Annotated in this window: 21 protein-coding genes; 11 read left to right on the top strand and 10 right to left on the bottom strand. The window is 64.7% G+C overall.

Annotation, left to right across the window (positions count from 1 at the left end; all coding sequences use genetic code 11):
• Window positions 1-35: 35 nt before the first annotated feature.
• On the bottom strand, window positions 36-428 hold the full coding sequence (gene cdd / locus NGM15_RS16780; RefSeq protein ID WP_253433506.1) for a cytidine deaminase: 393 nt from the start codon (window positions 426-428) through the stop codon (window positions 36-38).
• 126 nt (window positions 429-554) lie between these two features.
• On the opposite strand from cdd, the gene NGM15_RS16785 reads away from it, so the two are divergent.
• A complete protein-coding gene (locus NGM15_RS16785) occupies window positions 555-902 on the top strand; it encodes a winged helix-turn-helix domain-containing protein (RefSeq protein ID WP_253433509.1) in 348 nt (115 codons plus the stop codon).
• 143 nt (window positions 903-1,045) lie between these two features.
• On the opposite strand, the gene NGM15_RS16790 is transcribed toward NGM15_RS16785, so the two are convergent.
• Window positions 1,046-2,431: a phosphohexomutase domain-containing protein gene (locus NGM15_RS16790; RefSeq protein WP_253433512.1), complete on the bottom strand. Its 1,386-nt coding sequence runs from the start codon at window positions 2,429-2,431 to the stop codon at window positions 1,046-1,048.
• A gap of 197 nt (window positions 2,432-2,628) precedes the next feature.
• On the opposite strand from NGM15_RS16790, the gene NGM15_RS16795 reads away from it, so the two are divergent.
• Both NGM15_RS16795 and NGM15_RS16800 read left to right on the top strand, forming a co-directional pair.
• Window positions 2,629-2,763 (top strand): hypothetical protein, encoded by a 135-nt coding sequence (locus tag NGM15_RS16795; protein ID WP_311136453.1) that lies wholly within the window; start codon window positions 2,629-2,631, stop codon window positions 2,761-2,763.
• Between the two features lie 192 nt (window positions 2,764-2,955).
• The gene (locus NGM15_RS16800) at window positions 2,956-3,420 is read left to right on the top strand and encodes a methyltransferase family protein (RefSeq protein ID WP_253433515.1); all 465 of its coding nucleotides are present in this window, start codon (window positions 2,956-2,958) and stop codon (window positions 3,418-3,420) included.
• Window positions 3,421-3,547: 127 nt separating this feature from the next.
• On the opposite strand, the gene NGM15_RS16805 is transcribed toward NGM15_RS16800, so the two are convergent.
• From NGM15_RS16805 to NGM15_RS16835, 7 genes are all read right to left on the bottom strand, one after another.
• Window positions 3,548-4,294 (bottom strand): hypothetical protein, encoded by a 747-nt coding sequence (locus NGM15_RS16805; RefSeq protein WP_253433518.1) that lies wholly within the window; start codon window positions 4,292-4,294, stop codon window positions 3,548-3,550.
• Window positions 4,295-4,406: 112 nt separating this feature from the next.
• Complete coding sequence (locus NGM15_RS16810; RefSeq protein ID WP_253433521.1) at window positions 4,407-5,378, bottom strand: phosphotransferase family protein; 972 nt, start codon at window positions 5,376-5,378, stop codon at window positions 4,407-4,409.
• A gap of 183 nt (window positions 5,379-5,561) precedes the next feature.
• Window positions 5,562-6,194: a phosphoribosyltransferase gene (locus NGM15_RS16815; RefSeq protein WP_253433523.1), complete on the bottom strand. Its 633-nt coding sequence runs from the start codon at window positions 6,192-6,194 to the stop codon at window positions 5,562-5,564.
• Window positions 6,195-6,223: 29 nt separating this feature from the next.
• Entirely contained in the window at window positions 6,224-7,459 is a 1,236-nt protein-coding gene (locus tag NGM15_RS16820) for an ABC transporter permease (RefSeq protein ID WP_253433526.1), read from the bottom strand.
• On the bottom strand, window positions 7,456-8,211 hold the full coding sequence (locus tag NGM15_RS16825) for an ABC transporter ATP-binding protein (RefSeq protein WP_253433529.1): 756 nt from the start codon (window positions 8,209-8,211) through the stop codon (window positions 7,456-7,458). The genes NGM15_RS16820 and NGM15_RS16825 overlap by 4 nt, the downstream gene beginning before the upstream one ends.
• Window positions 8,212-8,331: 120 nt before the next feature.
• Window positions 8,332-10,404 carry a right-handed parallel beta-helix repeat-containing protein gene (locus tag NGM15_RS16830; RefSeq protein WP_253433532.1) on the bottom strand — a complete coding sequence of 691 codons (2,073 nt, stop codon included), beginning with the start codon at window positions 10,402-10,404 and terminating at the stop codon, window positions 8,332-8,334.
• A 541-nt stretch (window positions 10,405-10,945) separates the two neighbouring features.
• Window positions 10,946-11,896: a hypothetical protein gene (locus NGM15_RS16835; protein WP_253433534.1), complete on the bottom strand. Its 951-nt coding sequence runs from the start codon at window positions 11,894-11,896 to the stop codon at window positions 10,946-10,948.
• Window positions 11,897-12,346: 450 nt separating this feature from the next.
• On the opposite strand from NGM15_RS16835, the gene mfnA reads away from it, so the two are divergent.
• Together mfnA and NGM15_RS16845 are read left to right on the top strand one after the other, a co-directional pair.
• Window positions 12,347-13,432, top strand: coding sequence for a tyrosine decarboxylase MfnA (gene mfnA / locus NGM15_RS16840; protein WP_253433537.1), 1,086 nt, complete (start codon window positions 12,347-12,349; stop codon window positions 13,430-13,432).
• 207 nt (window positions 13,433-13,639) lie between these two features.
• Entirely contained in the window at window positions 13,640-15,025 is a 1,386-nt protein-coding gene (locus tag NGM15_RS16845) for an MATE family efflux transporter (protein WP_253433540.1), read from the top strand.
• A gap of 90 nt (window positions 15,026-15,115) precedes the next feature.
• On the opposite strand, the gene NGM15_RS16850 is transcribed toward NGM15_RS16845, so the two are convergent.
• Window positions 15,116-16,447: a sodium-dependent transporter gene (locus tag NGM15_RS16850; protein ID WP_253433543.1), complete on the bottom strand. Its 1,332-nt coding sequence runs from the start codon at window positions 16,445-16,447 to the stop codon at window positions 15,116-15,118.
• Between the two features lie 371 nt (window positions 16,448-16,818).
• On the opposite strand from NGM15_RS16850, the gene metG reads away from it, so the two are divergent.
• The 6 genes from metG to NGM15_RS16880 all read left to right on the top strand — a co-directional run bounded on the left by metG (window position 16,819) and on the right by NGM15_RS16880 (window position 23,624).
• A complete protein-coding gene (gene metG / locus NGM15_RS16855) occupies window positions 16,819-18,990 on the top strand; it encodes a methionine--tRNA ligase (RefSeq protein WP_253433545.1) in 2,172 nt (723 codons plus the stop codon).
• A 184-nt stretch (window positions 18,991-19,174) separates the two neighbouring features.
• Window positions 19,175-19,627: a response regulator gene (locus NGM15_RS16860; RefSeq protein ID WP_253433547.1), complete on the top strand. Its 453-nt coding sequence runs from the start codon at window positions 19,175-19,177 to the stop codon at window positions 19,625-19,627.
• Between the two features lie 263 nt (window positions 19,628-19,890).
• Window positions 19,891-21,021 carry a DNA primase gene (locus tag NGM15_RS16865; RefSeq protein ID WP_253433550.1) on the top strand — a complete coding sequence of 377 codons (1,131 nt, stop codon included), beginning with the start codon at window positions 19,891-19,893 and terminating at the stop codon, window positions 21,019-21,021.
• The gene (locus tag NGM15_RS16870; RefSeq protein ID WP_253433553.1) at window positions 21,018-21,524 is read left to right on the top strand and encodes a hypothetical protein; all 507 of its coding nucleotides are present in this window, start codon (window positions 21,018-21,020) and stop codon (window positions 21,522-21,524) included. Before NGM15_RS16865 ends, NGM15_RS16870 begins: the two co-directional genes overlap by 4 nt.
• A 105-nt stretch (window positions 21,525-21,629) precedes the next feature.
• Window positions 21,630-22,382 carry a hypothetical protein gene (locus tag NGM15_RS16875; protein WP_253433556.1) on the top strand — a complete coding sequence of 251 codons (753 nt, stop codon included), beginning with the start codon at window positions 21,630-21,632 and terminating at the stop codon, window positions 22,380-22,382.
• Window positions 22,383-22,403: 21 nt separating this feature from the next.
• Complete coding sequence (locus NGM15_RS16880) at window positions 22,404-23,624, top strand: hypothetical protein (RefSeq protein ID WP_253433559.1); 1,221 nt, start codon at window positions 22,404-22,406, stop codon at window positions 23,622-23,624.
• Window positions 23,625-23,675: the final 51 nt, after the last annotated feature.

A 23,675-nucleotide genomic window follows, 5' to 3' on the forward strand; every position in this document is an offset into this window, starting at 1 on the left:
CCCCTCACTCGACCCACGCTTTCACCTCACTCGCCTCACTCGAGCATCTCTTCGGTGATCGTATTCGGCAGGAGTTCCCCGAGGGTGTACTCACTCGGCGGGTCGTCGTCGCCCTCGTCACAGCAGACGACGAGGTCGTCGTCGGCGAACTCCGCGAGCGTCTGGCGGCACATTCCACAGGGGGTAACACCGTCGCGCCGACCCGAACTGACGGCGAGTCGGGCAAAGTCGCGATGGCCGTTCTTGACGGCTTCGGCGATGGCGACCTCCTCGGCGTGGAGGCTGTTGCTGTAGTTCGCGTTCTCGAGGTTACAACCGACGAAGACCTCGCCGTCGGCGGTCTCGATCGCTGCGCCGACGGGGTACTTGGAATAGGGAACGTGGGCTCGAGACTGGACATCGCGGGCGGCCTCGATGAGTGAATCCATGGCTGTGGCCCACGATTCGGCGGGGAGGTATCAAAGCGTTTCGTCGAGACCCGAACGGCTGCCATCGATTCCCACCGAGTGGGAGCCACTGGCAGGAGGTATGTGTTCACGGGGTGACGATTACGTATGGGCCAGATCGCATCCGACGGACATCCGTGCGGTATCAGCGACGGGGAGGGTGGCTGCAACCCCGAGCAAATCGTCTCCCTCCTCTCCGAGGACACCGCCCGCGAGCTGTATCGCTACGCGGACGGCCCGACGACCGTCAGCGAGTTCACAGAGGCACTCGAGCTTCCGCTCAGCACGACCTACCGAACGGTCTCCCGACTCGAGGACGCCGGGCTGTTACGCTCGGTGAGTCGGACCGATCCAGCGAGGTACGTTCGCGCGGCCGATCACGTCTCTGTGAGCTACGATGACCCGATTCGGATCACGTGTGTACGCGGCGGATTGCCGCTGCACTGCGATCTGTAGACTCGACCCTCCGTTTTTCACTCTGCTCTTTTCGCTCTGCCACTTTTCACTCTGCCACTTTTCACTCTGCTCTTTTCGCTCAGCTTTTTTCGCTTTGGCTGACCGTTCTTCCGGACCGCTCTGGCGGCCACCCCACGATAGGGTCATCTCTGGTCGGCCACCGCCGACTCGATTACGTCACGTGCGTCCGAGACGAGCGCGTCGACGTCGTCGCTCTCGGCGTACAGGCGAACGTAGGGCTCGGTCCCGCTCGGGCGAACCAGCAGCCACGAGGCATCGGGGAACTCGAGGCGGACCCCGTAGTCGGTGTCGACCGTCACCTCGTCGAACGCCGCCGGCAGCGTCGACTCGAGTGTCGCCATCGCGGGGCTTTTCGCAGACTCCGGGCAGTCGACCGAGACCTTGCGGTAGGGTCGTTCGGTGACGGGGTCGCGCAGGGCCTCGAGCGATCCGGCCTCGAGGGTGAGCGCGCCGACGACGGCCGCGCTGGTGACGCCGTCGATCCAGCCACCAGAGGCGGTGTGGATGTGTTTCCAGGGTTCGGCGGCGAAGACGACCTCGGTGTCCGCTGCGGTGTCATCTCCGGCCGCTGCTGCCTCGACCCGGGCGATTCCCTCGTGGAGCGATCCCAGCCGAACTCGCTCGACGCGGCCGCCGGCTTCTCGAACGCACTCGTCGATTCTGGCGGAGGCGTTGGGCGTCGTGACGACGACTGGGTCGTCCGCACCACTCGTTTCGGCGTAGTGGGCGGCGACGACCGCCAGGACCGTGTCCTCGTGGACGACTTCGCCGTCGCCGTTCAGGACGACGAGCCGGTCGGCATCTCCGTCGTGGGCGAGCCCCAGGTGGAACGAGCCCTCGGCCAGGAACGCCGAAAAGTCCGTCAGCGTCGCCGCGGTAGGCTTGCTCTCCCGGGCGGGGAAGTGACCGTCGACCGTCGCGTTGATCGCTACCACGTCTGCGCCGAGGACGTCGAGTACCTGCGGAGTCGCCAGCGCGCCGACGCCGTTGCCGCAGTCGACGGCGACCGACAGTCCCGCGAGTGGGCGGTCGTCCTCGTCGGGAAACCGCTCCTGGACATAGTTCACCACAGCCTGCCGGTACTGCTCGAGGACGTCGCCGCGTCGCGGTTTTCCCCACTCGTCCCACGGGGCGAGGTCGGGCGTTTCGACGACCGATTCGATCGCCTTCTCGGCCTCGCGGTCGTACTCGACGCCGTCGACGAACAGTTTGATCCCGTTGTCGGCGGGCGGGTTGTGACTCGCGGTGACCATGACGCCGCGACGCCCCTGCGAGGCGAACGCGAGCGCGGGCGTCGGCACCTGGCCGACGCGTTCGACGTTCGATCCGGCGCTCTCGAGGCCGGCCTCGAGCGCTGCGGCCAGCGCGGGACCGGTCTCTCGGCCGTCCCGACCGACGACGAAGGAGTCACCTGGCGAGCCAGCGGCCTGGCCGACGGCGAGCGCGAGCGACGGCGTCACCGTGTCGGCGACGGGGCCGCGAATACCTGCGGTTCCAAAGAGGGTCATGCGGGTGTGTTGCTCGAGGAGGTACTTAGCGACACCGTCTCGGGGCGTTTCGTTGGCCGGCGTCGACAGCGCTACAAACCCGGGAGCCAGCACCCTCTCCCGGTCGGCGCGACTGCAGGCACCACGAATTTTGACGTCACCGATGGACTCTCACGTAATCCGACGAAAGTTCGTCAGCCACCGAACGCTGGCAGGGAATGACCGTCCGAATCGTCCAGTGCGACCAGAACGTCCAGTGCGACCAGAACGTCCAGTCGATTGATCGGGAACCGATCGTCGGCGAGATTGGCACCGTCATCGGCGACGACCTGAACGGGCTGAGGTCGAGGTGAAAAATGTGGTCGTCTGGCACGTCCTGGAGTTCGTCCCTGACGCGTAACTAGCGACCGCGCACTATCCCCTCGGCTGCGTAACTGCTTCCTGGCGAGACACAACGCAGGCCCCGGTAGAAAATCTCCTCGTAGTATCGAGTGTCTGCGTTTATCGAGACTCTCTACTTGTAGTCTGGCGCCCTGTTTAAAGGCATGAGTAGGGGGCAAAGGGGGAGATGGCGATGGTCGAACGTCCCTGTCCCGGAATCGCACGTTGCCGGGCTACTCGTAGGGACGGTCGTCCACGTACTGAAGCCGTTGCGGTTGCTCGGGAACCAGCGACTCGCGCGGTCCGCAGGCTGGGGATTGACCGGGATTGGCCTGCTGATCATCGGGTGGGCGGTACGAACGGTTGGCGGGTCGGAACTGGGCGGTGAGAGGCCCGCGGTGCTCGTGACGACCGGACCGTACGCGTTCAGTCGCAACCCGATGTACGTCGGGTGGACGGCGTTGTATCTGGGGATCGCATTGCTTCTGAACACCGCGTGGCTGCTCGTCGTACTCCCAGTCGTGCTGTCTACCGTTCACCTGGTCGTCCGACGCGAGGAACGTTCGCTGGAACGTGAATTCGAAGACGCGTATCGCGCCTACCGGCGCGACGTTCGTCGATATCTCTAGACGAGGAACGCGTCGTCGATACAACCACCCGCTATCGGCTGGCTAAATGTTTCTCTAGCCGCCTGAGCGGACGGAGGAACTGAACGCGTGCTCGATGGCAGTGTTCCCCGTCCTGATCCAGTCGATATCATCGAACCACCTCCTGCCTGCCGGTCTCAACGTCCGCGAGTTGGACCCGGGAATCGCCAGATCGCACCAGGGCGACACCGAACCAGAGGGTCCACAGGCTCATGACGATCGTGGACACCACCCAGACGAGACCGCCCAGGGCGATTCCGAGCAGCAGTCCCAGAACGACGAACCCCACGAAGGCCGCGACCCCCGCAACGGCACCAATCCACGATGCCCAAACGGACGTCACTGATTGGGCACTCCGGGCTTCGTTGCCGGCGATCACGGCGATAGCCGCTGCCAGGAAGCCGAATCCGATGGCTTTTCCTTCGGCGAAGAGCTGCCACGCCTCGAACGTCGCTGTGTCGCCGGCCACCGCGGCCTGGGTGATCACGGTGGCCTCTGCCACGGCGGTCGTCGTGACCCATAGTGAGCCTACGACCAGTACGGCCCACGCAGTCGTCGTCCACCAGTTCTGGGTGAGGCGCGATCGGGCCGTCAGCGTGATCAGCCCTGCCACTACGAAGAGGGTGAGGGCCATTGCAGCCGCCCAGTGGGCTGCCACCCACAGAGCGGGCCCGTCGGCGATGGTCGCCATAAACTCACCCATGTCAGGGGAGGGCGGCGGATGGAGGACGAGGCTCACGACGAAGAGAAGGGACCCGATCGCAAGCCACGCTCCTGCCACTCTCGTACTCGTGTCTGTAACCCCTCGGCTGGCTATCTCTTCATTCGTTCCTGTATTTCGATCTGATTCACTCATGGTGCCTCGCTTCGTGCTACGCGCCGCGAAGACCTGTAGCTATCTCGTGAAATATTTCACCGCGTGAAAGTCGATTTCAGCTCGTGTGGTCGGATGCGGGGCCCCCTCCGAATCACGCGAAGCGACGCTCGAGTTCGCTGAGCGTCTCCGTGATCTCCGTCTCGAGAAACGTCGCCATCTCGCGGGTGCCCTCGTCGATGCCGCGCTGGGTGGACAGGGAGTCGAGGTGGGACGCCGCCACGAACGCACAGTAGGCTGGCGCTCGTGCCTCGAACCCGTTCGAGAGGGGGCGCACCGACTCGTATCCGTCCCGGAAGACGGCTTCCGCGTCCTCGGCCCCCTTCCACTGGGGGCCGTGAAATAGCGGAATCGCCGCCCGCCAGTAGTCCCACTCCCCGTCGCCGACCAGCGCGTGTTCGAAGTCGATGACGCACGACGGATCGGCGCCGCGAACGGAGACGTGTTCGGGGGTGAACCAGCCGTGGAGCAATGACGACTGTCGGCGGTCAGCATCGTCGAACCGCGACGCGTGACGCGCGAGGAACGCTCGAGCGTCGGCGACCACGCCCACGTACTCGGTGTTCGAGAGTGCGTCTTCGTACACCCCGAGGAGGTCGTCGAGCGCGTCGCTCCAGGTGGCGTCTGCCGGGGAATCAACCTCGAGACCGACGTTCGGGTCGGCCGGGTCGCCGTCGGTCGTCAGAAGCCCGGGGCGGTCGAACGTCGCCTCCTCGTGGAGTCGCGCGAGGGATCGACCGGCGACACGGAGCCACTCCCGCTCGAGTCGACGCGTCGCTGGGGGATCCTCGGGAGCGTCGTCCCGGTAGGCGGCGACGAATCCACCGGCTCCGACGGCGATAACCTTCGGAACGGGGACGTCGGTTTCCCGGCTCACGTACCGGAGCACGCGACCCTCGACCGCAGCGTTCGCGCGGGGGCCGCGATCGACTTTCACCACCGCTCGCCGGCCGTCGACGCTGACTTCGTAGACGACGTGGGGTGCGACGGCGTGAATCTCGTCGAGCACCTGGTAGTCCGTCGCAGTCGACTCGAGCAGGTCGCGTCCGTGCTGCGGGAGTTCCATCTGTGGTACTTCCTCGTTTCCGTACGGAAGAAGGGCTGACGGTACCGTTCACTGTTTCCGCAAGACCTATGGATATTTACGTGGTATTCGGGAACGAGCAATTAGCTCTCCTCGCTCCCGTAACGTCTTGTTCCCGTATTTGGTCTCGGTTTTCGTCCCGCAACTCGAGTGACGACCGGGTCGCTACCGATCCAGATACGCCACCGCCTCCTCGTCGCTCACCTGATCGAACCGGCGGTAGAACTGACCGACCGCGCGAAAGCTTGCCGGTGTCTGGAGTGCGACGACCGCGTCGGCTTCGTCTTCGAGCCTGGAAATCGAATCCGGCGAGCCGACGGGAACGGCGAGGGTGACGTGGGCTGCACCCGCCTCGCGTACCTGGCGCAGGCAGGCGATGGCCGTCGCCCCCGTCGCTACCCCGTCGTCGACCACGACGACGCGCGATCCCTCGAGGTCAGGGAGCGTTCCCGCCTCGCCCTCGTCGCGATAGCGTGCCGCCTTCTTCGCCGCGTTTTCGGCTTCCCGCTCGCGCACGTCCTCGAGGTAATCGCGGGAGACCGAGAGGTACTCGACGAGCGAGTCGTTGAGCCAGACTGCGCCGTCGCTCGCGACGGCTCCGATGGCGAGTTCGGGGTTCGACGGCGCGCCCATCTTTCGCGCGACGACGACGTCGAGGTCGGCCTCGAGCGCGTCGGCTACCGGCCGAGCGATGGGAAGGGCTCCACGCGGAATGCCGAGGACGACGTCGGCCTCGATACCCCGTCGCTCGAGTGCGGTGGCGAGCTGGTTTCCGGCGTCGGCTCTGTCCGCGAACATGGATACAGGTACGGGCTCGAGGGACTTTGTTATTCGCGGCGGAGCGCCTCGATCGGATCGACCCTGGCCGCCCGCCAGGCGGGGTAGAGCCCGGACAGCACGCCGACGCCGACGCCGACCGCGACCGCGATGGCGATCCACTCGAGCGGGTACACCATCGGCCACCCGAGCGCCGAGACGGCCAGGTAGCCGACCCCGACGCCGAGGGCGACGCCAAAGACCGCGCCGACGGCGCCGAGAATCACCGACTCGACGAGGAACAGTTGAACGATGTCGCGCTTTCGGGCACCGACCGCCTTCATGATCCCAATCTCACGGGTTCGTTCGGTTACGCTGACGATCATGATGTTGGCGATGCCGATCGAGCCGACGACCAGCGAGATGGCGGCGATGCCGCCGATGAAGACCGTGAGCTGGTCGATGATGCCGGTCACCTGATCGATCGCGTCCTGGATCGTCTGCACCTCGATCCGGTCGCCGTCGTTCTTGAGTTCTCGTGCGTCCGAGTCGCTCTCGAAGTACTCGACGACGTCGTCCTGGACCGGGTCGACGGTCTCGAGCCCGCTCGCCCGAACCTCGAGAGTCGGATAGGCCCGCTCTGTCGTTCCGCGGGGCGTCTCGACTGTGACGTTGTAGTGGGACTCGAGGGGCAGGTAGACTGCCGGCTGAACGGGTTGTCCCGTGAGATCCTCGTCGACGACGCCAACGACGGTGACGGTGGTCCGCGAGCCGTCCTCGAGTGCGACCGTCAGTTCGTCACCGGTCGTCACGTTCTCCTCGAACAGTTGCGCGGCACCGGTGTTGACGACGGCCTCGTCGCCCCCTGTGAAGGTTTTGCCCTCGGTGAGCGTGTACAGGTCGTCGTCCTCGAATCGCTCCCCGCTGGTCGCGATGGCCGTGAAACCGCCGGTGACGCGGTCGTCCCCGCGGGTTAGCTGGACGGCCGAAAGGTCCCCGAGCGGCGCGACGTAGGCGATGTCGTCCATGGACTCGATGGTCTCGATGTCGGTTTCGGTGTAGATCGGTGAGTCGACGATCATGATGCCGGTGCCTGCCTCCGGCGAGGTCTGGGTCTGGACCTGCATGACCGGCGCATTCTCCTCGCCGACGTCCCCGAGGATGTCGTCGGTGAACGCACCCCCGAGGATCATGAACGTGATGACCGAGGCGATGCCGATGATGACGCCGAGAGTGGTCAGCGTCGAGCGAAGTTTGTGCCCGGCTATCGACCGCCAACTGATGCGGAAGCTCTCACGGAGGTTCATCGATCTCCCTCCTCGTCATCGGTGCCGGACCGCTGGCCATCGAGGTCCTCGACCTCGTCGATTCGGCCGTCGACGAGGTGGACGATCCTGTCGGCGTGCTCGGCGACCGATCGTTCGTGGGTCACCATGAGTATTGTCCGGCCGGCCTCGTGGAGGTCGCGAAAGAGGGCCATGATCTCGGTCCCCGTCTCGGTGTCGAGGTTCCCGGTCGGTTCGTCCGCGAGGACGAGCGAGGGTTCGTTCGCGAGCGCGCGGGCGATGGCGACCCGCTGGCGCTGGCCCCCCGATAACTCGTTCGGCGCGTGATCGAGCCGATCACCGAGGCCGACCCGCTCGAGCAGCGAGCGCGCACGGTCCCGCCGGGTCTCGTCGATAGCGTCGTGAAACACCATCGGGAGGGTGACGTTCTCGGCGGCGGTCAGCCGGGGCATGAGGTTGAACGTCTGGAAGACGAACCCGATCTCGGTGCCTCGAAGTCGTGCGCGCTCGGTTCCGGCGAGGTCCGCGACGGACGTCCCGTCGATTTCGACGGTCCCCTCGTCCGGCGTGTCCAGGCAACCGAGGAGGTTCATCAGCGTACTCTTCCCCGACCCGCTCGGGCCCATGACGGCCGTGAACGACCCCCGGGGGAGCGTGAGGGAGACGCCGTCGAGGGCGTGGACGGGTTCGCCCAGATGGTACGTCCGACGTACGTCGGTCGCGGCGACGACCGGACCGGAGTCCTGGTCGACGGGCGTTTCGGGTGTCGACATGCCTGTGGTTTGTCATCTACGACGTATTATACTATTGATCTGTCTCCGCAGAACCAGAGGGGCCCCCGCCTCGTTCGAACCGCGTCGCGTCGGGGATGCTCGCCGAATCGCCGAACCGGATTACTGATCCCGAGCGTTGTACACGACGTCGACCTCGGCGTCGCCGAGCAGCGTGAAGTCCTCGAGGTCGCCGTCGAACCAGTAGGCGTCGAGCCAGTTACTGACAGCGCCGCGAACAGTACTATCCTCGAGCAGGTCGCCCTCGTCGATGGAGGCGTTTCGATAGTCGGCCTTGCGGATGCGACCGTCCACCTGGAGGGAGTACGTCGACGGCCCGTCGGCGTTCGTCCCGTCGACGACGAACACGTGCGGGAGGAGTTCGTCGTCGCCCGTCTCGTCGGGATCGACCGCATCGTCGTTGAGCCGAACCGCCGCCACTCCGTCGGTGAAGGTCACGTCGGTGACTGCGCCGGAGAACTGGTAGCGCTGGCTGCCGTCCAGGATCGAACTCTGGACGGCCGTCCCCGAGCGGACCGTTACCTCGTCGTCGTCGCCCTCGTACGCGATCGTTCCCTCGACCGTGACCTCGTAACTCGCCGGTTCGCCGGTACCCTCGATCTCGAGGACGTTCGGCAGGTCCTCGCCGTACTCGCCTGGATCGACGTCCTCACCGTTGAGGGAAACGGTACCGGGACCGTCGACGGTCAGTTGCTCGAGGTCGCCGTCGAAGCGGAACGCGTCCTTCCAGTTGGCGACAGTTCCGTGGACGTGGCCGTCTTCAATTGTGTCGGTATCGTCGATCGTCGCCCCTTCGTAATTCGAAGGGACGATCTCGCCGTCGACGACGAACTCGTAGCGGGTGACGTCCGCGTCCGTGCCCTCGACGAGGAGTACGTTCTCGAGACGGTCGTCGAACTCGCTGGGATCGATCTCGACGCCGTTGACGCGAACGGCAGCGTCGCCGTCGAGTCGGAGAGTTTCGAGTTCGCCGTCGAAGCGGTAGGCGTCGAGGTAGTTCGCGACGACGCCCTCGGCGCTCGACCCGTCGACCGTCGATTCCTCGTCGATCGTCGCCCCTTCGTCCGTGGACGATTCCAGGTCGCCGGTCACGGTGAACGCGTAGTCAGTCGTCGCCGTGGACGCGTCGCGCCCGTCGAAGACGATGACGTTGGGGAGGTCTGCCGACTCCGCCGAGTCGCGCCGGTCGGTTGCGGATTCGATACGGCTCTCACTGCCGCTTGCGTTTCCCGAAGCCGCCTCCTCTGCGCTGGTCGGACAGCCCTCGGGAACGACGTCCTCGGGCGAGGTGCCGTTGCCCGACTCGAGGTCGATCGCGCCGCTCGCACGCCTGAAGCCGCTGTTGTAGCCGGTGTCGTACTGGGTATTCACCATCTGAACGGTGGAAGAACCGCCGTTGGCGCCGACGACGACCGAGTAGTGACGGCCGTTCATCGCGAGGTTGCAGTCCTGGACGGTGACTTCGCCAGGTGCCCAGGCCCAGATGCCGCGACCGTCCTTGTGCGCGCTCGTGTTCACGGCCGTGCAGTTCGTGACCGATCCCTCGCCGAGTCGGAAGTGTGAGACCCAGGAGTCTCGGGAGTAACAGTTCGAGATGTCGACCGTCCCGCCGGCGCCGTTGTACCCTGGCGCGGAGCAGTAAAACGAGTTGTCGCCCATCTCGGAGATGTTCACGCGGTCGATCTCGATGTGGCCATTGTGCTGGGGGGCGACCCACAGGCCGACACCGTGGCGGTGGCCGTCCGTGGCGCCGTCGCCCAGGTAGACGTTCTCGATTCTGGAGGTGCCACCCTGGCGATCGGAGACGCCGAAGACGGCGTTCTCGCTCGTGACACGACCCTCGATCCCGACGTTTCGGATCGTCCAGTTCGTGCCGTGGGCGGCGATGGTCACCGTTGCCCCGTCGGCAGTGACGTCGACGAGTGTATTCTCGAGCGTCTCGTTCGACTCGACGCGAATTACCTCCCGCTGTCCCGCAGGGACGGTGATCACGTCGTAGTCGGCCGCTGCGGCGTTACCGGTTGCGGCGGCGAGTGCCGGACCCGCCACCGCGCTCGCGGACGCGAGCTTGAGATAGCTTCGTCGATCGAGTAACGTGGTATTACCGTCTCGCGAGACCTTCCCGTCGTGTCCCGCAGCCGAATCGTCGTTCCGTACCGAAGAGTCGCGTGCCATGCATTCGGGTAATGCGAGGATACTGGTTTAAATCTTCCGTAGATAGAATCGATTGAATTTACAGAGAATAACAGGGATCGGAACATACCTCTCCGAAAGTAAGATAGAACCATCACAATAATTAATACGAACATCGACGCAACGGACGGCAGTAATTGCGTCTTACCGTCCGAAAGCCGTACTGACGGCCAAAAGAGCCGATTGCCTAGCTATCGTGACCGTCGCCCACCGGTGAACGAGCGAACGATGCCTCGAGCGTAATCCTGGGTTACGACGGATCGTTCCAGTGATCTATTGCGCGTGGAGATACTTTTGGCGCGTACGGGCGAGTTCCGCGTCGCTCGAAGGGGACACTGGAGCGGGAAGTGAGTCGTCGAAGCGGTGCTCGAGGTAAAGTGCTGGAGCAATGCTCGAGGTAGGTGCTCGAGCAGCGCTCGGATAAGCGCTGGAGTGGCGGTTGTCGTCGAAGACGTTGAAACGCAAAAGAAGGGCCGTGGCGGCGACGATGTGGAGGGCCGCTACGTCGCCAAAACAGGGCGACTCAGTTCCCGCTCGCCGCGTCCTCGGCCGTCTTGGGGACGCCATCGGGGATCGTCGGCTCGGGGTCGTTCCCCACGTCGCCCCCCAGGTCGACGCTCGAACCGGCGGTCTCGTTGACGCCGCCGTGGAAGTCCGTACTGTAGTCGGTGTCGGTCACCGTCACCGACGTCCCGCTGCCGTTCGCTCCCGCATCGATGGCGTAGTTGTGGCCGTTGAGTTCGAGCTGGCAGTTGTCGATCTCACACTCGCCCGGCGCCCACACCCAGATGCCGCGGCCGCCGTAGCCGTCGCGCTCGACGTGGACGCTCGAGTTTGTGACGGCGCTGCCCGCCGACCCGATTCGGAAGTTCGCCACGTAGTTGTTCGCGGCGTAGCACTCGTCGATGTGGATCGTGCCGCCACCCTTGCCGGCCGGTGCGGAGGCGTAGATGCCGTTGTCCGGGAAGTTCTGGACGTTGACGTTCTTGAAATCGATGTGGCCGTTGTGCTCAGGAGACACCCAGAAGGCGGTCTCGTCGGTGGCTTCCGAGCCGTGAATCGCGCCGTCGGCGACGTACACGTTTTCGATGGTCGAGGTATTGCCACCCTGGTCGGAAATCCCGAAGGCTGCGTCGGGGCTTCCGACGTCGAACTCACCCTCGATACCGACGTTGCGGATCGTCCAGTCGGTCGCGTGGGCCGCGATAGTCACGCGCGCCCCCTCGGCCGTACAGTCGAACAGGACGTTCTCGAGCGTCTCGCCATCTCCGACGTTGACCTGGTGGTCCTCGCCAGGGTCGAGGGTCACCGTTTCGTAGTCGCTCTCCGCCGCCGCGGCGTCAGCAACGCCACCGAAGACGCCCGCCGCGACGGCGGCCGTCGCGACCGATCGAACGTAGGAACGTCGGCTTACCAGCGAGTTTCGAAGGGTAGTCGAAGATTCAACGTCGGTAGTGGGGGACTTCTGCGCCATGCACTTGCGTAACCCTGCCTTTCGCACATAAACTTTTTCTTATCACACTCATTAAATTTACGTAGTTTAATTCGAACTGTTGCATTCATTCACGTATTTTTGAACGATTATTCGTGGTTCGAAGAGTTTCATAGGCAACCGGCCATGGGACAGGCACGCGAATAATGGCTCGTTACCGCCGATTTCGACCACGTGCGTCGACGATAGCGTCTCGATACCGCCGCTTCCCGTCCGAACCGTTCGTACGTACTCGAGAATTACCCGGTGAAACAGTTCGGGATTTTCGATTTTGGCGCTTCCCTCCGTCGGTGACCAGCCGACGAACCATCTCATACTCGCCTCAGACCAACTCACTCTCGCCTCGTACCACCTCACACTCGCCTCGACATCGCCTCGCGCACACGAACAAGAACAACAATCACTAAACCGCCGACCCTCCTCCGTAGACGTATGCGAGCCGAGCCGCAGTCGTTCGACCGGGTGCTCTCCTCTATGTGCACTGAGCCACACCCGGTCGCTCGCGAGGCTGCCGTCCGCTTTCTCGCGACCAATCCCGGCGACCCCGGCACCTATCCGCAGGTTTCGGAACTCGAGCGCGAGGCCGTCTCCCGCCTCGGCGACGTCGCCGGACTCGCCAACGCGTCGGGATACATCGCCAGCGGCGGAACCGAGGCGAACCTCCAGGCCGTTAGAATCGCTCGAGAGCGCGCCGACGGTGACCGTCCGAACGTCGTGATGTCCGAGTCCGCCCACTTCAGTTTCCGGAAAGCCGCAAACGTGCTCGAGGTCGACCTCCGCGTCGTCCCGACCGACGACGACCACCGGGCCGACCTCGAGGCCGTTCGCCAGGCCGTCGACGAAGAGACTGCCCTGGTTGTCGGCGTCGCCGGGTCGACGGAGTACGGGCGCGTCGATCCCATCCCGGAACTCGGCGTGATCGCCCGGACAGTCGACGCACTCTTCCACGTCGACGCCGCGTGGGGCGGTTTCGTCCTTCCCTTCACGGACTACAAGTGGAACTTCGCGCACGCGAGCGCCGACACGATGACCATCGACCCGCACAAAATGGGCCAGGCGGCCGTCCCCGCAGGCGGCCTCCTCGTCCAGGACGAGACTCTGCTCGACGAACTCGCCGTCGACACGCCCTACCTGGAGACGACCTCGCAGGCGACGCTCACCGGCACGCGGTCGGGGGCCGGCGTCGCCAGTACGGTCGCCACCCTCGAGGAACTGTGGCCTGGCGGGTACGCCGCCCAGTACGAGCGTTCGCAGGCGAACGCCGAGTGGCTGGCCGACGAACTCGAGGCGCTCGGCTACGACGTCGTCGAACCGACGCTCCCGCTCGTCGCGGCAGACGTTTCGACGCCGACGTTCGACGCGCTTCGCGAGGCAGGCTGGCGAATTTCTCGGACCGGGTCGGGCGAACTTCGTGTGGTGTGTATGCCTCACGTCACGCGCAAGATGCTCGAGGCGTTCCTCGCGGACCTGGCCGAACTGACGTCGCAGGCGACGGTACCAGTCTCGAGTTCCGACTGAGCCGGATCGGTTCGACTGCGCGCTCGGCACACTCGTGACGGAATCGGTCGCACAGGTGGCGAGCCGACTCAAACTCCTTTTCCCCGGACAAACCACAGGTCAGCTGGCTCGGGGGTGGTGCACTCCGGAGAGAACGGATGGCAGACCGACCGACCGTTTCGCCGCGACCGCGGGCAGTTAAGCGCCGACGGCTCGTTCGTGAAGGTAATGCTCCAGGTCGACGAGAGCGTTCGGCAAGTCTGGCGACGAGCGCTGCGCCTGGGCTGGCCCGTCGCCGTTCAGCAGACGCTGACGACCCTGATGCGAACCGTCGACGTCATCGTCACCGGCCTGTTTTCGCCCGCGGCGGTGGCCGCGGTCGGCCTCGCGGACCTCTACGGGCAACTGCCGCTCCGAATAGGACTCGGCCTCGGAACCGGCGCCATCGCGCTCTCGAGCCAGGACACGGGGCGCGGCGCGGAACGAACGCGCGACCGGGCGATCACCCAGGCGCTGCTCATCGGTGTCCTCTGTGGCGTTCCGCTCGCCGTCGTCGGACTGGTCGCCAGTCACTGGCTCATCGCCGTGCTCGGGGCGGAGTCGGCGGTCGTCCGTCTCGGCGGGCTCTACCTGGCGATTGTCTTCGCTGCCGCGCCGATGCGCATCGTCGGACTCGTCGGGGCGAACGCGTTACAGGGCGCGGGCGACACGCGGACGCCGATGGTCGTCAACGGCGGGGCGAACGGCCTCAACGTCGTATTGACGATCGCGCTCGGACTCGGCGTCTGGATCGCCCCCGACATGGGAATCGTCGGCGTGGCCGTCGCCACGGCGGCCAGTCGAACCGTCGAGGCCGGCGCAGTCGTCGCAGCCATCGCGAGTCCCTGGACGCCGGTTTCGCTCGCTCGACCGCGGGACCTCACCATCACCCGCCAGCTCCTAGCCGTCAGCCTGCCGAACGTCGCCGAGGGGATGAGCACCTCGCTCGCGAATTTCCCGTTCAATGCCCTGATCCTCCTGTTTGGCACCGAGGCAAACGCGGCCTACCACATCGGTCGTCGCATCTACCAACAATTTACGGGTCCACTCTATCGCTCGATTTCGACCGTCTCGAGCATCATCGTCGGGCAGACGCTCGGCGAGGGCAAGCCGACAGCGGCGCGCCACGCCGCCCGATCGATTCTGGCTCTCGGAATCGTGACCCTCGGAATTTCGGGCATTCTGCTGTTCGCGGCTGCGCGCCCACTCGTGTGGGTGTTCACGCGCGACCCGGTGACCGCGAGTTACGCCGTCGAATTCACGCGCGTGTTCGCCGTCTCGATGCTGTTCTTTGGGATCTTCTTCCCCATCGCTGGCTCTCTGCGCGGGGCCGGCGACACGCGGACGCCGTTCTACGCCCGCCTCAGCGGCACGGTCGTGTTCATGCTCGGCGGGTCGTACCTGCTCGGGGTCACCCTCGAGTACGGGCTCCCCGGCATCTACGTCGGCATCGTGCTGTCCTACGTCTGCTGGGCAGCGGTGACCCTGGCCGGGTTCCACTGGGGCAACTGGACCGGACTCGCCGCCTCGATGATGGTCGAACGGACCGAGACGTGCGGCGGCAGCGACGACTGAGTGGAGAAAACCGAACGGCTGATCGGCGGCGTCTCGAGCCAGGACTCACGTACGAACCGGACTCCGGAAAAAACGACGTCGCTCCGATCGTCAGAAGAAGGTTCCCTGAAGGAACTCGACGTACTCCTGGATCGCGAGCGCCACCGTGATGAGGAGGACGATTGGCACGACGTACCGGACGACGTTGATCCAGTACGTGTCGAACCCGTCGTTGCCGCCCCGTCCCTGGCCGAGTTCTTCGAGGGCGTCGGGGGCGTACACCCAGCCGATGAACAGCGAGAGCACGAGCCCGCCGGCGATCAGCAGGATGTTGTTCGCGAACAGGTCGTACGCGTCGAGGTAGTTCAGGTCCATCGCCGTTGGCAGGCCGATGACGAAGATGATCGCCGCCAGCCCCAGCGTCGCCGGGAGGCGTGCGACGTCGAAGGTATCTACCACGAACGAGACCACCATTTCGAGAATGCTGAACGCGCTGGTGAGCGCGGCGACCGCCAGCATGATGAAGAAGACGCCGCCCACGAGATGTCCCATTGGCATGGTCTCGAACGCGGCCGCGAGACTGATGAAGACGGCGCCAGCCCCGCCGCCCCCCTGCTCGAGGTCGACGCCCTGTGAAGCCAGGAAGGGGAATGTCACCAATCCTGCCAGGATCGCGATGGACGTGTCGATGGCGACGATGATGAGCGAGTCGTTGAGCAGATTTCGATCTTCGCCGAGATAGGAGGCGTAGGTAATCATCACGCCCATCCCGAGTGACAGCGTGAAGAACGCCTGCCCGGCCGCGGCGGGCAGGATGTCGATGGCGTTGGTGGCGAATGCGTCGACGTCCGGGGAGAGGTAGAACTCGTATCCTGCGCCGGTGTCGGGCAGCGTGGCGGCGTAGACCGCGAGGATCACGAGGAGCACGATGACGCTCGGCACCATTAGCTTGGCCGCCCGCTCGAGGCCGTCTCGAACCCCGAGAGAGACGATGCCGGCGACGAGCGCCATGAATATGGCGTGGTAGACGATGGCGTTCGTACCGGAGGCCGTTTCGAAGAAGAACGCCTGCGTGTCACCGGTGTACCCGCCCGAAAAGCTAGCTACGATGTACTGGAGCACCCACCCGCCGACGACGCTGTAGTACGAGAGGATGATGAACCCCGCTACCGCGCCGATGGCTCCCGCGAACTTCCAGGACGGGTGGCCGAGGCGTCTGAACGCACCGACCGGGTTCCGTTCGGATCGTCGCCCGATGACGAACTCGACGAGCATCACGGGGAGGCCGATGAGCGCGACGAGAGCGAGGTAAACGACGACGAACACGGCCCCGCCCGATTCTCCGGCCAGGAAGGGGAATCGCCAGATGTTTCCAAGTCCCACTGCACTGCCGACAGCGGCGAGGATGAAACCCGCCCGCGTTGCCCAGGTATCACGTACCATGGGTGTGCGTTTCCAGGTAATTGATTAAATACCTATTGAACTGCCATCGGCGCAGTCTGTTGATATACTATCTATTGAATTTTGATATGAACGGATATTGATTGGTGCGGGCGCCGATCACCGACGACAACGCCGCCGGTCGTCGCGGAGTCGTCGCGGAGTCGTCGCGGGGTCGTCGCGGAGTCGTCGCGGGGTTGTTGCGGGGCCGCCGCGGAATCGTCCCTCGAGCGGACCCGATCCTCAGAGGACTCGAGACCGGGCCGACACGGGTCGCGGGTACTGCCTCGACGACTGCTCGAGTCGGCAGGAATTGCCCACTTCGCGCGGCGAAAACCGGCGGGTTTTACGCCCGCGGGCGAGTGGTGACGAGTATGAGCCACGACGACTTCCCGACGGACCGCCCCGCGGTGGTGACCTGCGGGTTGCCCTACGCCAACGGCGACCTGCACATCGGCCACCTCCGTGGGTACATCGGCGCCGACGCGTTCAACCGCGCTCTCGAGACGCTGGGCCAGGAGACGGCCTACGTCAGCGGGTCGGATATGCACGGCACGCCGATCGCCGTCACCGCCGAAAAGGAGGGCGTCGACCCAGAGGAGTTCGCCCTGCGATTTCACGAACGGTACCTGGAGACGTTCCCGAAGTTCGACGTCGACTTCGACAACTACGGCCACACCCACGACGAGACGAACGTCGAACTCACCCAGGAGATCGTTCGCACGTTAGACGAGGAAGGCTACGTCTACGAAGACGAGGTGCTCGTCGCCTACGACCCGAAAGCCGACGACTACCTGCCCGATCGCTACGTCGAGGGCACCTGCCCCTACTGCGGCGCGAAGGCCCGCGGCGACGAGTGCGACGAGGGCTGTCAGCGCCACCTCGAGCCGGGCGAGATCGAGAACCCGACGAGCGTCCGCACGGGGAACCCGGCGGAGTACCGCGAGCGCACCCACAAGTTCTTCCGTGTCTCGGAGTTCGCCGACTACCTGACGGAGTTCCTGGACGGCCTCGAGGGCACCGACAACGCCCGCAACCAGCCTCGCCAGTGGATCGAGGAGGGGCTCCAGGACTGGTGTCTCACCCGTGACATGGAGTGGGGGATCGACTATCCGGAGACGGATACCGAAAACGGTGACGGCGACGGCGACGGCGACGTCGAGGACATCGTCCTCTACGTCTGGGTCGACGCACCGATCGAGTACATCTCGAGTACGAAGCAGTACACGGAACGCGTCGGGAGCGACGAGTACGACTGGGAGCGCGTGTGGAAAGACGACGGGGAGATCGTCCACGTCATCGGTCGAGACATCATCCAGCACCACACCGTCTTCTGGCCGGCGATGCTCGAGGGGTCCGGCTACAACGCCCCGCGAGCGGTGGCCGCGACGGGCTTCATCACCATCGACGGCAAGGGACTCTCGACCAGCCGGAACCGTGCGATCTGGGCCAGGGAGTACCTCGAGGAGGGCTTTCACCCCGACCTCCTGCGGTACTACCTGACGACGACCGGCGGGCTCCAGCAGGACATCGACTTCACCTGGACGGCCTTCCAGGAGAAGGTCAACGGCGAGCTCGTGGGTACCATCGGCAACTTCTGGTACCGCTCGCTGCTATTCGCCCAGCGAAATTTCGAGGGGACGCCCGAGGCAGACGTATCCGGGGAAGTCGAAGAGCGCATCGAGGGCGCCATCGGCGAGCTCCGCGAGGCGGTCAACGACTACTCCCTCCGCAACGTCGGCCTCGCGGCGACCCGACTCGCCCAGTTCGGCAACGAGTACATCCAGCGCAACGAGCCCTGGAAGCTCGAGGACGGCGACCCCGAGCAGGCTCAGGTCATCCGCGACTGCGTCCAGATCGCGAAGGCCGTCGGCGTCCTGCTCGAACCGATCGCCCCCGGCAAGGCTCAGGCGCTCTGGGAACAACTCGGCGAGGACGGCGCCGTCGCGGACGCCCACCTCGAGGACGCCCTCGAGGCGCCGCCGCGGACCTTCGGGGAACCCAGCGAACTCTTCGAGAAGATCGAGGACGAGCGCGTCGACGAACTCGAGACGACGCTCGAGGAGAAGATTGCGGCGGCTGCTGAAGACCCGGATGCGGACGAAGGTGAGGAATCCACAACCGAAAGTGACGTGGCGAGTGAGGGTGACAACGGTGATATGAGCGACGCAGACGCCACGGAAGCGGACGCAAACGCTGACACCGACGACCTCGAACCCCTGCTCGAGGATCGAATCGGCTTCGAGGACTTCCAGGACCTGGACATCCGCGTCGGCCGGATCGAGGCCGCTGAGGGTATCGAGGGCGCCGACGACCTGGCTCGCCTCGAGGTCGACATCGGCTTCGAGACCCGCCAGATCGTCGCCGGGATCAAGCGACTCCACGACCTCGAGTCGCTGCCGGGGACGAAGTGCGTCCTGCTGGCGAACATGGAACCCGCCGAACTGTTCGGCGTCGAGTCGAACGGTATGATCCTCGCGGCTGGCGAGGAGGCGGACCTGCTGACGACCCACGGCGACGCCACACTCGGCGAGAAGATCCGGTAGGTTCACTGCCTCGAGGGGAACCGACCCGACCTGAGCGTTCGTATTTTTGCAGGATACAGGAAGTGCGGAGTGCTGACGACAGAATCGGGCGCTTGCTGAACCAGCTCACCTGCTCGAGACCAGAATCGGGTGGGCGTACTCGAGTAACGAGGCGGTTATACCGTCTCGACGTTTACCCTCCGCAATGAGTGCGAAGGAAGCCGGGACGGAAGAGCCAATTACGATCCTGCTGGTCGAACCGAACCCGGGCGATACGCGACTCTTCACAGAATCGTTGCACGAGGCGAAACTCGCGAACCGTCTGTACACAGTGACCAACGGCGAAGACGCGCTCGATTTCCTCTATCAGCGGGGGGAGTACGAATCGAACTCCTGCCCGGACCTCATCTTGCTCGAGCCGCAGTTGCCGGGGAAAAGTGGAATGGAGATCCTCTCGGAACTGAACGACGAGCCGGTGCTCGCCGAAATTCCGGTCGTCGTCCTCACGGGGTCGGACGCCGAAGAGGACATCGTCAAGTCCCAGGACGTCGACGCGGACCACTACATCCAGAAACCGGTTGCCCCGGACGACTTCTTCCAGTTCGTCCGCTCGATCGAGGACTTCTGGTTCGCGATCGTGCAGGAACCGACCAGCTAGGGCCGAGGTCGCTCTCCTGGTGTCGCTGTTGGATGCTTCACCACTCGAGGTTCCGTCCACCGCTCGTCCTCATCGTTCGTCGCACGTCCTCGTTCTCGACGCACGTCCTCGTTCTCGACGCACGTCCTCGTTCTCGACGCACGTCCTCGTTCTCGTCGCACGTCCTCGTTGCTCGTCTTCAACGTTCGTCGCTCGTCGGCGGATAGCACACGCAAGGCCAAATGACACGGGCGAGATCATTGTATATCCTCACGGATACTATCATGGTCGCCCAGAAACACAGTCGAGATGACAGGCCGTCCGGCGAGCGCGAGACTTCGAGGGGTGATGTCGGCCGTGATCCGTCGGCCGTCACCGTCGCCGAGGAGGGTGACGAACCCAGGACGCTCCTACCGGACGGCGGCGAAGCAGAGGCAGACGACTCTTCCGGGTCCGACGACGGAGCCGCAGATTCCGAAGACGGCGAGGACTCGAGTGACGCGACGGACGAGTCCGAAAGCGCCGACGAAGCAACTGACGACGGAGAACCCGACGAATCCGAGGATCAGGACGGTTCGGCTGACGACGAAGCGTCCGAGAACGATGACGGTGGAGGCGACGAAGCTGAGGAGGGTGACGACGAGAGCGAAGACGGCGAGGAGAGCGAGGACGGCGAAGAAGCAGACGAAGAAGAGGAAGCCGGGGACGAGGAAGAAGCGGACGACGAGAGCGAGGAACCCGGCGAAGAACACGACCGCGACGCCGAGGAGGTCTACGAGAGCGAGGACGCCACCGGCGTCGCTCACCTCGACCTGGACGGCCTCTTTCTGGACGTCCTCGGTCTCGAGGTGAACCTGAACGAAGTGACCCTCGACGTCTCGGCCCGACCGGGCGACAACAACTTGCTCGGTAACCTGCTGTCGTCGGTAACCGGCCTCCTCGATGGCCTGGGGTCGCCGCTCGAGAGCATCTCGAACGCTCTCGGGAAGATCCCTGGTGGTCTCAAGAGCGCCGCGACCGGTCTCCTGGGCGGGCTTCGGGACCGACTCGGCGGACTTCTGCCCGGAATCGGTTCGGGCGAGGGCGAGGGTGAGGACGACGGTGACGAGGAAGCCGAAGACAGCGAGGAAAGCGAGGGCGGTGTCCTCTCCTCGATCGCCGACTGGTTCCGCGGCCTCGGCCGTTCGATCGTCGACACGCTTCGCAACCCGCTCGAGCGAGTCATCTCTTCGCTGCCGATCGAGCAGGTGCTCGCGACGATCGTCCAGACGGTTCTCGAGCAGGTGATCGAACGGATGGAAGCCGCATCGGAAGGCGACGGTGACGAGAGCGCCGAGGAATCGGATGACGAAGAGGGGAGTCAAGACCAGGAACAGGAGCAGGACCAGGAGCAGGAAGCGGAGGCAACTGCATGACCGACGACACACTGACCCAACGCGTCGACGTGGACGAGATCATCGACGGCATCGACTTCGAATCGCTGCTCGAGGGTACCTCCCTCGAGGACGAGTTCGACTCGGAGGAACCGATCGGGCCCGAGTTAGGCGGGCTCATCGGTGCGACGGTCGGCAGGACGGTCGGCAAGGAGGTTGGCCGACTGCTCGGTGACGTCATCGTGGATTCGATCCTCGAGAGCGACGAGGAGGAATCCGAGGAGACAGATGACGGTGACGAGTCAGCCGAAGACGAGAGCGAATCGGACGAGGCGGCCGACGGTGAGAACGGCGAGGACGATGGCGAAGATGGCGAATCCGACGAGGAGTCGACGGGTGAGGAAGAGGGTGAAGAGAGCAGTGAGGGCGGCGAAGACAGCGATGACGGCGAAGAAACCGAGGGCAACGAAGACGGCGAGAGTAGCGAGGATAGCGAAGACAACGAGGACGAAGCCGACGACACTGACGAAAATGACGAGTCGTGACGCCCCTTCCGCGCTCGACGGACGACTCGAGGGCAACTGCCACTCGAAGTGCGACAACGAAAGAAGCGGACCGATAGCCGTCGCGTCGGCCACGGAGGGATCTAAATGAGCGACGACCCCACACTGCAGGAGATCGTCGTCGAGGAAGCTCTCGACTACGTCGACATCGAGTCAGTCATCAACGGAGACGGTATCGGTGACGAGGTCGAGGCCGGCGAAATCGGCGCCGCCGCCGGCGCCCGAATCGGCGAGCGGTTCGGTCGCTCGATCGGCGAACGCTTCGGCAGGGCGATCCAGGAGACGGCTACCGACGCGATGGAGGAGGGCCTGAGCCTCCGTTCGTTCCTCGAGGAACTCGTCGTGTCGCTCCGGAACGCGATCGCCGCCTGGCTCGAGGAGTTCGGCCAGGAGGGGCTGGCCGAGCGGGTTGCCGCCGGTGAAGTGGGAGGCGACGCAGAAGGGGAGAGCGTTCCCGGCGACGAGCTGGAGGAGTCCGGCGAGGGTGAGGGGGCGGACGAATCCGACGACTCTACGACCGGGGAAGGAGAACCCGATTCGGACGAAGAAGGAGAAACAGAAACGGAAATGGAAACGGAAACGGAATCGGACGAGGGCGGCGAGACAGAAACAGACGAGGATAGCGAAACCGAAACGGACACCGAAGCGATCGTCGAGAACGGTCCACCCTCCCTCGACACCCTCGAAGATCTGCGCCGGGAAACTCTCGAGGACGTCCTGGAGATGCTCTCCTATCGGGACCTCCAGTCGGTCGCGAAGGACGTCGACGTGAAGGCAAACCTCAAAGGCGCGGAGATGCGCGAGCAAATCGTCGACGCCGTGCTCGAGGAGGAGACCTGACCGGAACGGAGCGTACCACTCATGACGACAGAAACCGACGACCGTATCACGACGCTATTGACCGATGCTCGAGCGGCGCTCGACGACCTCGGCATCCGAGAGACGGCGGACGAAAGCGATGTGGACGAGGAGGACGATGGTGACGGCGATGACGAGGTTCGACCGCTCGAACTGACCGCTGACCTCGAAGACGGCGCCCAGGACGGCCTTCCGGAGCCGATTACGTCTACCGACCTACCGTCGCTCGCGGAGGAAGCACACGAACTCGTCGAGGAGGGCGACGTCCAGTCGCTGCTCGAGCGCGTCGGCCTGGATACACTCCCCGACGGCTCCACCCCGTCGTCGCTTCCCGAGGCGATTGCGAACGGCGATCCCGGCCAGGTCGCCACGTTGCGAGCCCTCCAACGATTGGCCTCGCTCGCCGACCCCGATCCCAATTCGGATTCGGATACAGATTCCGACCTGGACGATGCGGACTCGCTCGAGGAGACGGTGCTGGATCTGTACGGCCTCCTCACGAAGAGCGTCGCAGTCGAGACGGATGACGAGGAGGCTAGCGGGGCCGACACCGATGCGAGCGAAGATACCGCGGAATCCGACGAAGGGGAGGGTGAAGCGGCTGTAGACGAAGACGAGATGGACGAAGACGAGATGGACGAAGACGAGATGGACGAAGACGAGATGGACGAAGACGAGATGGACGAAGACGAGATGGACGAAGACGAGATGGACGAAAGTGAGGAGTCCGAGAGCGAGGAGTCCGAGAGCGAACCAGCGGGAGCTACCGACGAGATTGACGAGGCCGACGAGATTGACGAGGACGACGAGACTGGCGGCGACGGCGACCTCGAGGACTCCATTTCGTCCGCGCTCAAGGATGCAGTCGGCGGGTTCGGTGACGAGGTCGAATCCCTGAAGGCAGGGCTCGAGGCGGCGGGTCTCGGTGACGACGAGGAGGCGGATGCCAAGGACGAAGCAGATCCCGAGGACGAGGAGGCGAATGGAGACGATACCGACGAGGGGGACGGCGTTGAAGAAGAGGAGGCCGACGAGACGGCCGAAGAAGTTGAAGACGAAGACGAAGACGACGGCCTCCTGGACACCGGAGACGACACTCGCCTCGGCGACTCGAGCGGCGGCCGCAGGCGCGGAACGATGTACTCGACCGTCGCCCGCTCGCCGTCGAAACGTTCGGACATGAAGGCGACAACCCGTCACTCGACGATGCCGAAACGAAACTGAGCCCGTCGATCGATCCAACAGGTACACGTCGGTGGGTCCACTTTGGGCGGC

Source organism: Natronosalvus halobius, assembly GCF_024138145.1.
GTDB lineage: Archaea > Halobacteriota > Halobacteria > Halobacteriales > Natrialbaceae > Natronosalvus > Natronosalvus halobius.

Coding starts and splice junctions, on each gene's coding strand:
- NGM15_RS16825 (WP_253433529.1), bottom strand. CDS start 8,211: ATGTCGACACCCGAAACGCCCGTCGACCAGGACTCCGGTCCGGTCGTC.
- NGM15_RS16830 (WP_253433532.1), bottom strand. CDS start 10,404: ATGGCACGCGACTCTTCGGTACGGAACGACGATTCGGCTGCGGGACAC.
- NGM15_RS16800 (WP_253433515.1), top strand. CDS start 2,956: ATGAGTAGGGGGCAAAGGGGGAGATGGCGATGGTCGAACGTCCCTGTC.
- NGM15_RS16835 (WP_253433534.1), bottom strand. CDS start 11,896: ATGGCGCAGAAGTCCCCCACTACCGACGTTGAATCTTCGACTACCCTT.
- NGM15_RS16850 (WP_253433543.1), bottom strand. CDS start 16,447: ATGGTACGTGATACCTGGGCAACGCGGGCGGGTTTCATCCTCGCCGCT.
- NGM15_RS16810 (WP_253433521.1), bottom strand. CDS start 5,378: ATGGAACTCCCGCAGCACGGACGCGACCTGCTCGAGTCGACTGCGACG.
- NGM15_RS16805 (WP_253433518.1), bottom strand. CDS start 4,294: ATGAGTGAATCAGATCGAAATACAGGAACGAATGAAGAGATAGCCAGC.
- NGM15_RS16790 (WP_253433512.1), bottom strand. CDS start 2,431: ATGACCCTCTTTGGAACCGCAGGTATTCGCGGCCCCGTCGCCGACACG.
- cdd (WP_253433506.1), bottom strand. CDS start 428: ATGGATTCACTCATCGAGGCCGCCCGCGATGTCCAGTCTCGAGCCCAC.
- NGM15_RS16815 (WP_253433523.1), bottom strand. CDS start 6,194: ATGTTCGCGGACAGAGCCGACGCCGGAAACCAGCTCGCCACCGCACTC.
- NGM15_RS16785 (WP_253433509.1), top strand. CDS start 555: ATGGGCCAGATCGCATCCGACGGACATCCGTGCGGTATCAGCGACGGG.
- NGM15_RS16845 (WP_253433540.1), top strand. CDS start 13,640: ATGCTCCAGGTCGACGAGAGCGTTCGGCAAGTCTGGCGACGAGCGCTG.
- metG (WP_253433545.1), top strand. CDS start 16,819: ATGAGCCACGACGACTTCCCGACGGACCGCCCCGCGGTGGTGACCTGC.
- NGM15_RS16870 (WP_253433553.1), top strand. CDS start 21,018: ATGACCGACGACACACTGACCCAACGCGTCGACGTGGACGAGATCATC.
- NGM15_RS16860 (WP_253433547.1), top strand. CDS start 19,175: ATGAGTGCGAAGGAAGCCGGGACGGAAGAGCCAATTACGATCCTGCTG.
- mfnA (WP_253433537.1), top strand. CDS start 12,347: ATGCGAGCCGAGCCGCAGTCGTTCGACCGGGTGCTCTCCTCTATGTGC.
- NGM15_RS16795 (WP_311136453.1), top strand. CDS start 2,629: ATGACCGTCCGAATCGTCCAGTGCGACCAGAACGTCCAGTGCGACCAG.
- NGM15_RS16820 (WP_253433526.1), bottom strand. CDS start 7,459: ATGAACCTCCGTGAGAGCTTCCGCATCAGTTGGCGGTCGATAGCCGGG.
- NGM15_RS16880 (WP_253433559.1), top strand. CDS start 22,404: ATGACGACAGAAACCGACGACCGTATCACGACGCTATTGACCGATGCT.
- NGM15_RS16865 (WP_253433550.1), top strand. CDS start 19,891: ATGGTCGCCCAGAAACACAGTCGAGATGACAGGCCGTCCGGCGAGCGC.
- NGM15_RS16875 (WP_253433556.1), top strand. CDS start 21,630: ATGAGCGACGACCCCACACTGCAGGAGATCGTCGTCGAGGAAGCTCTC.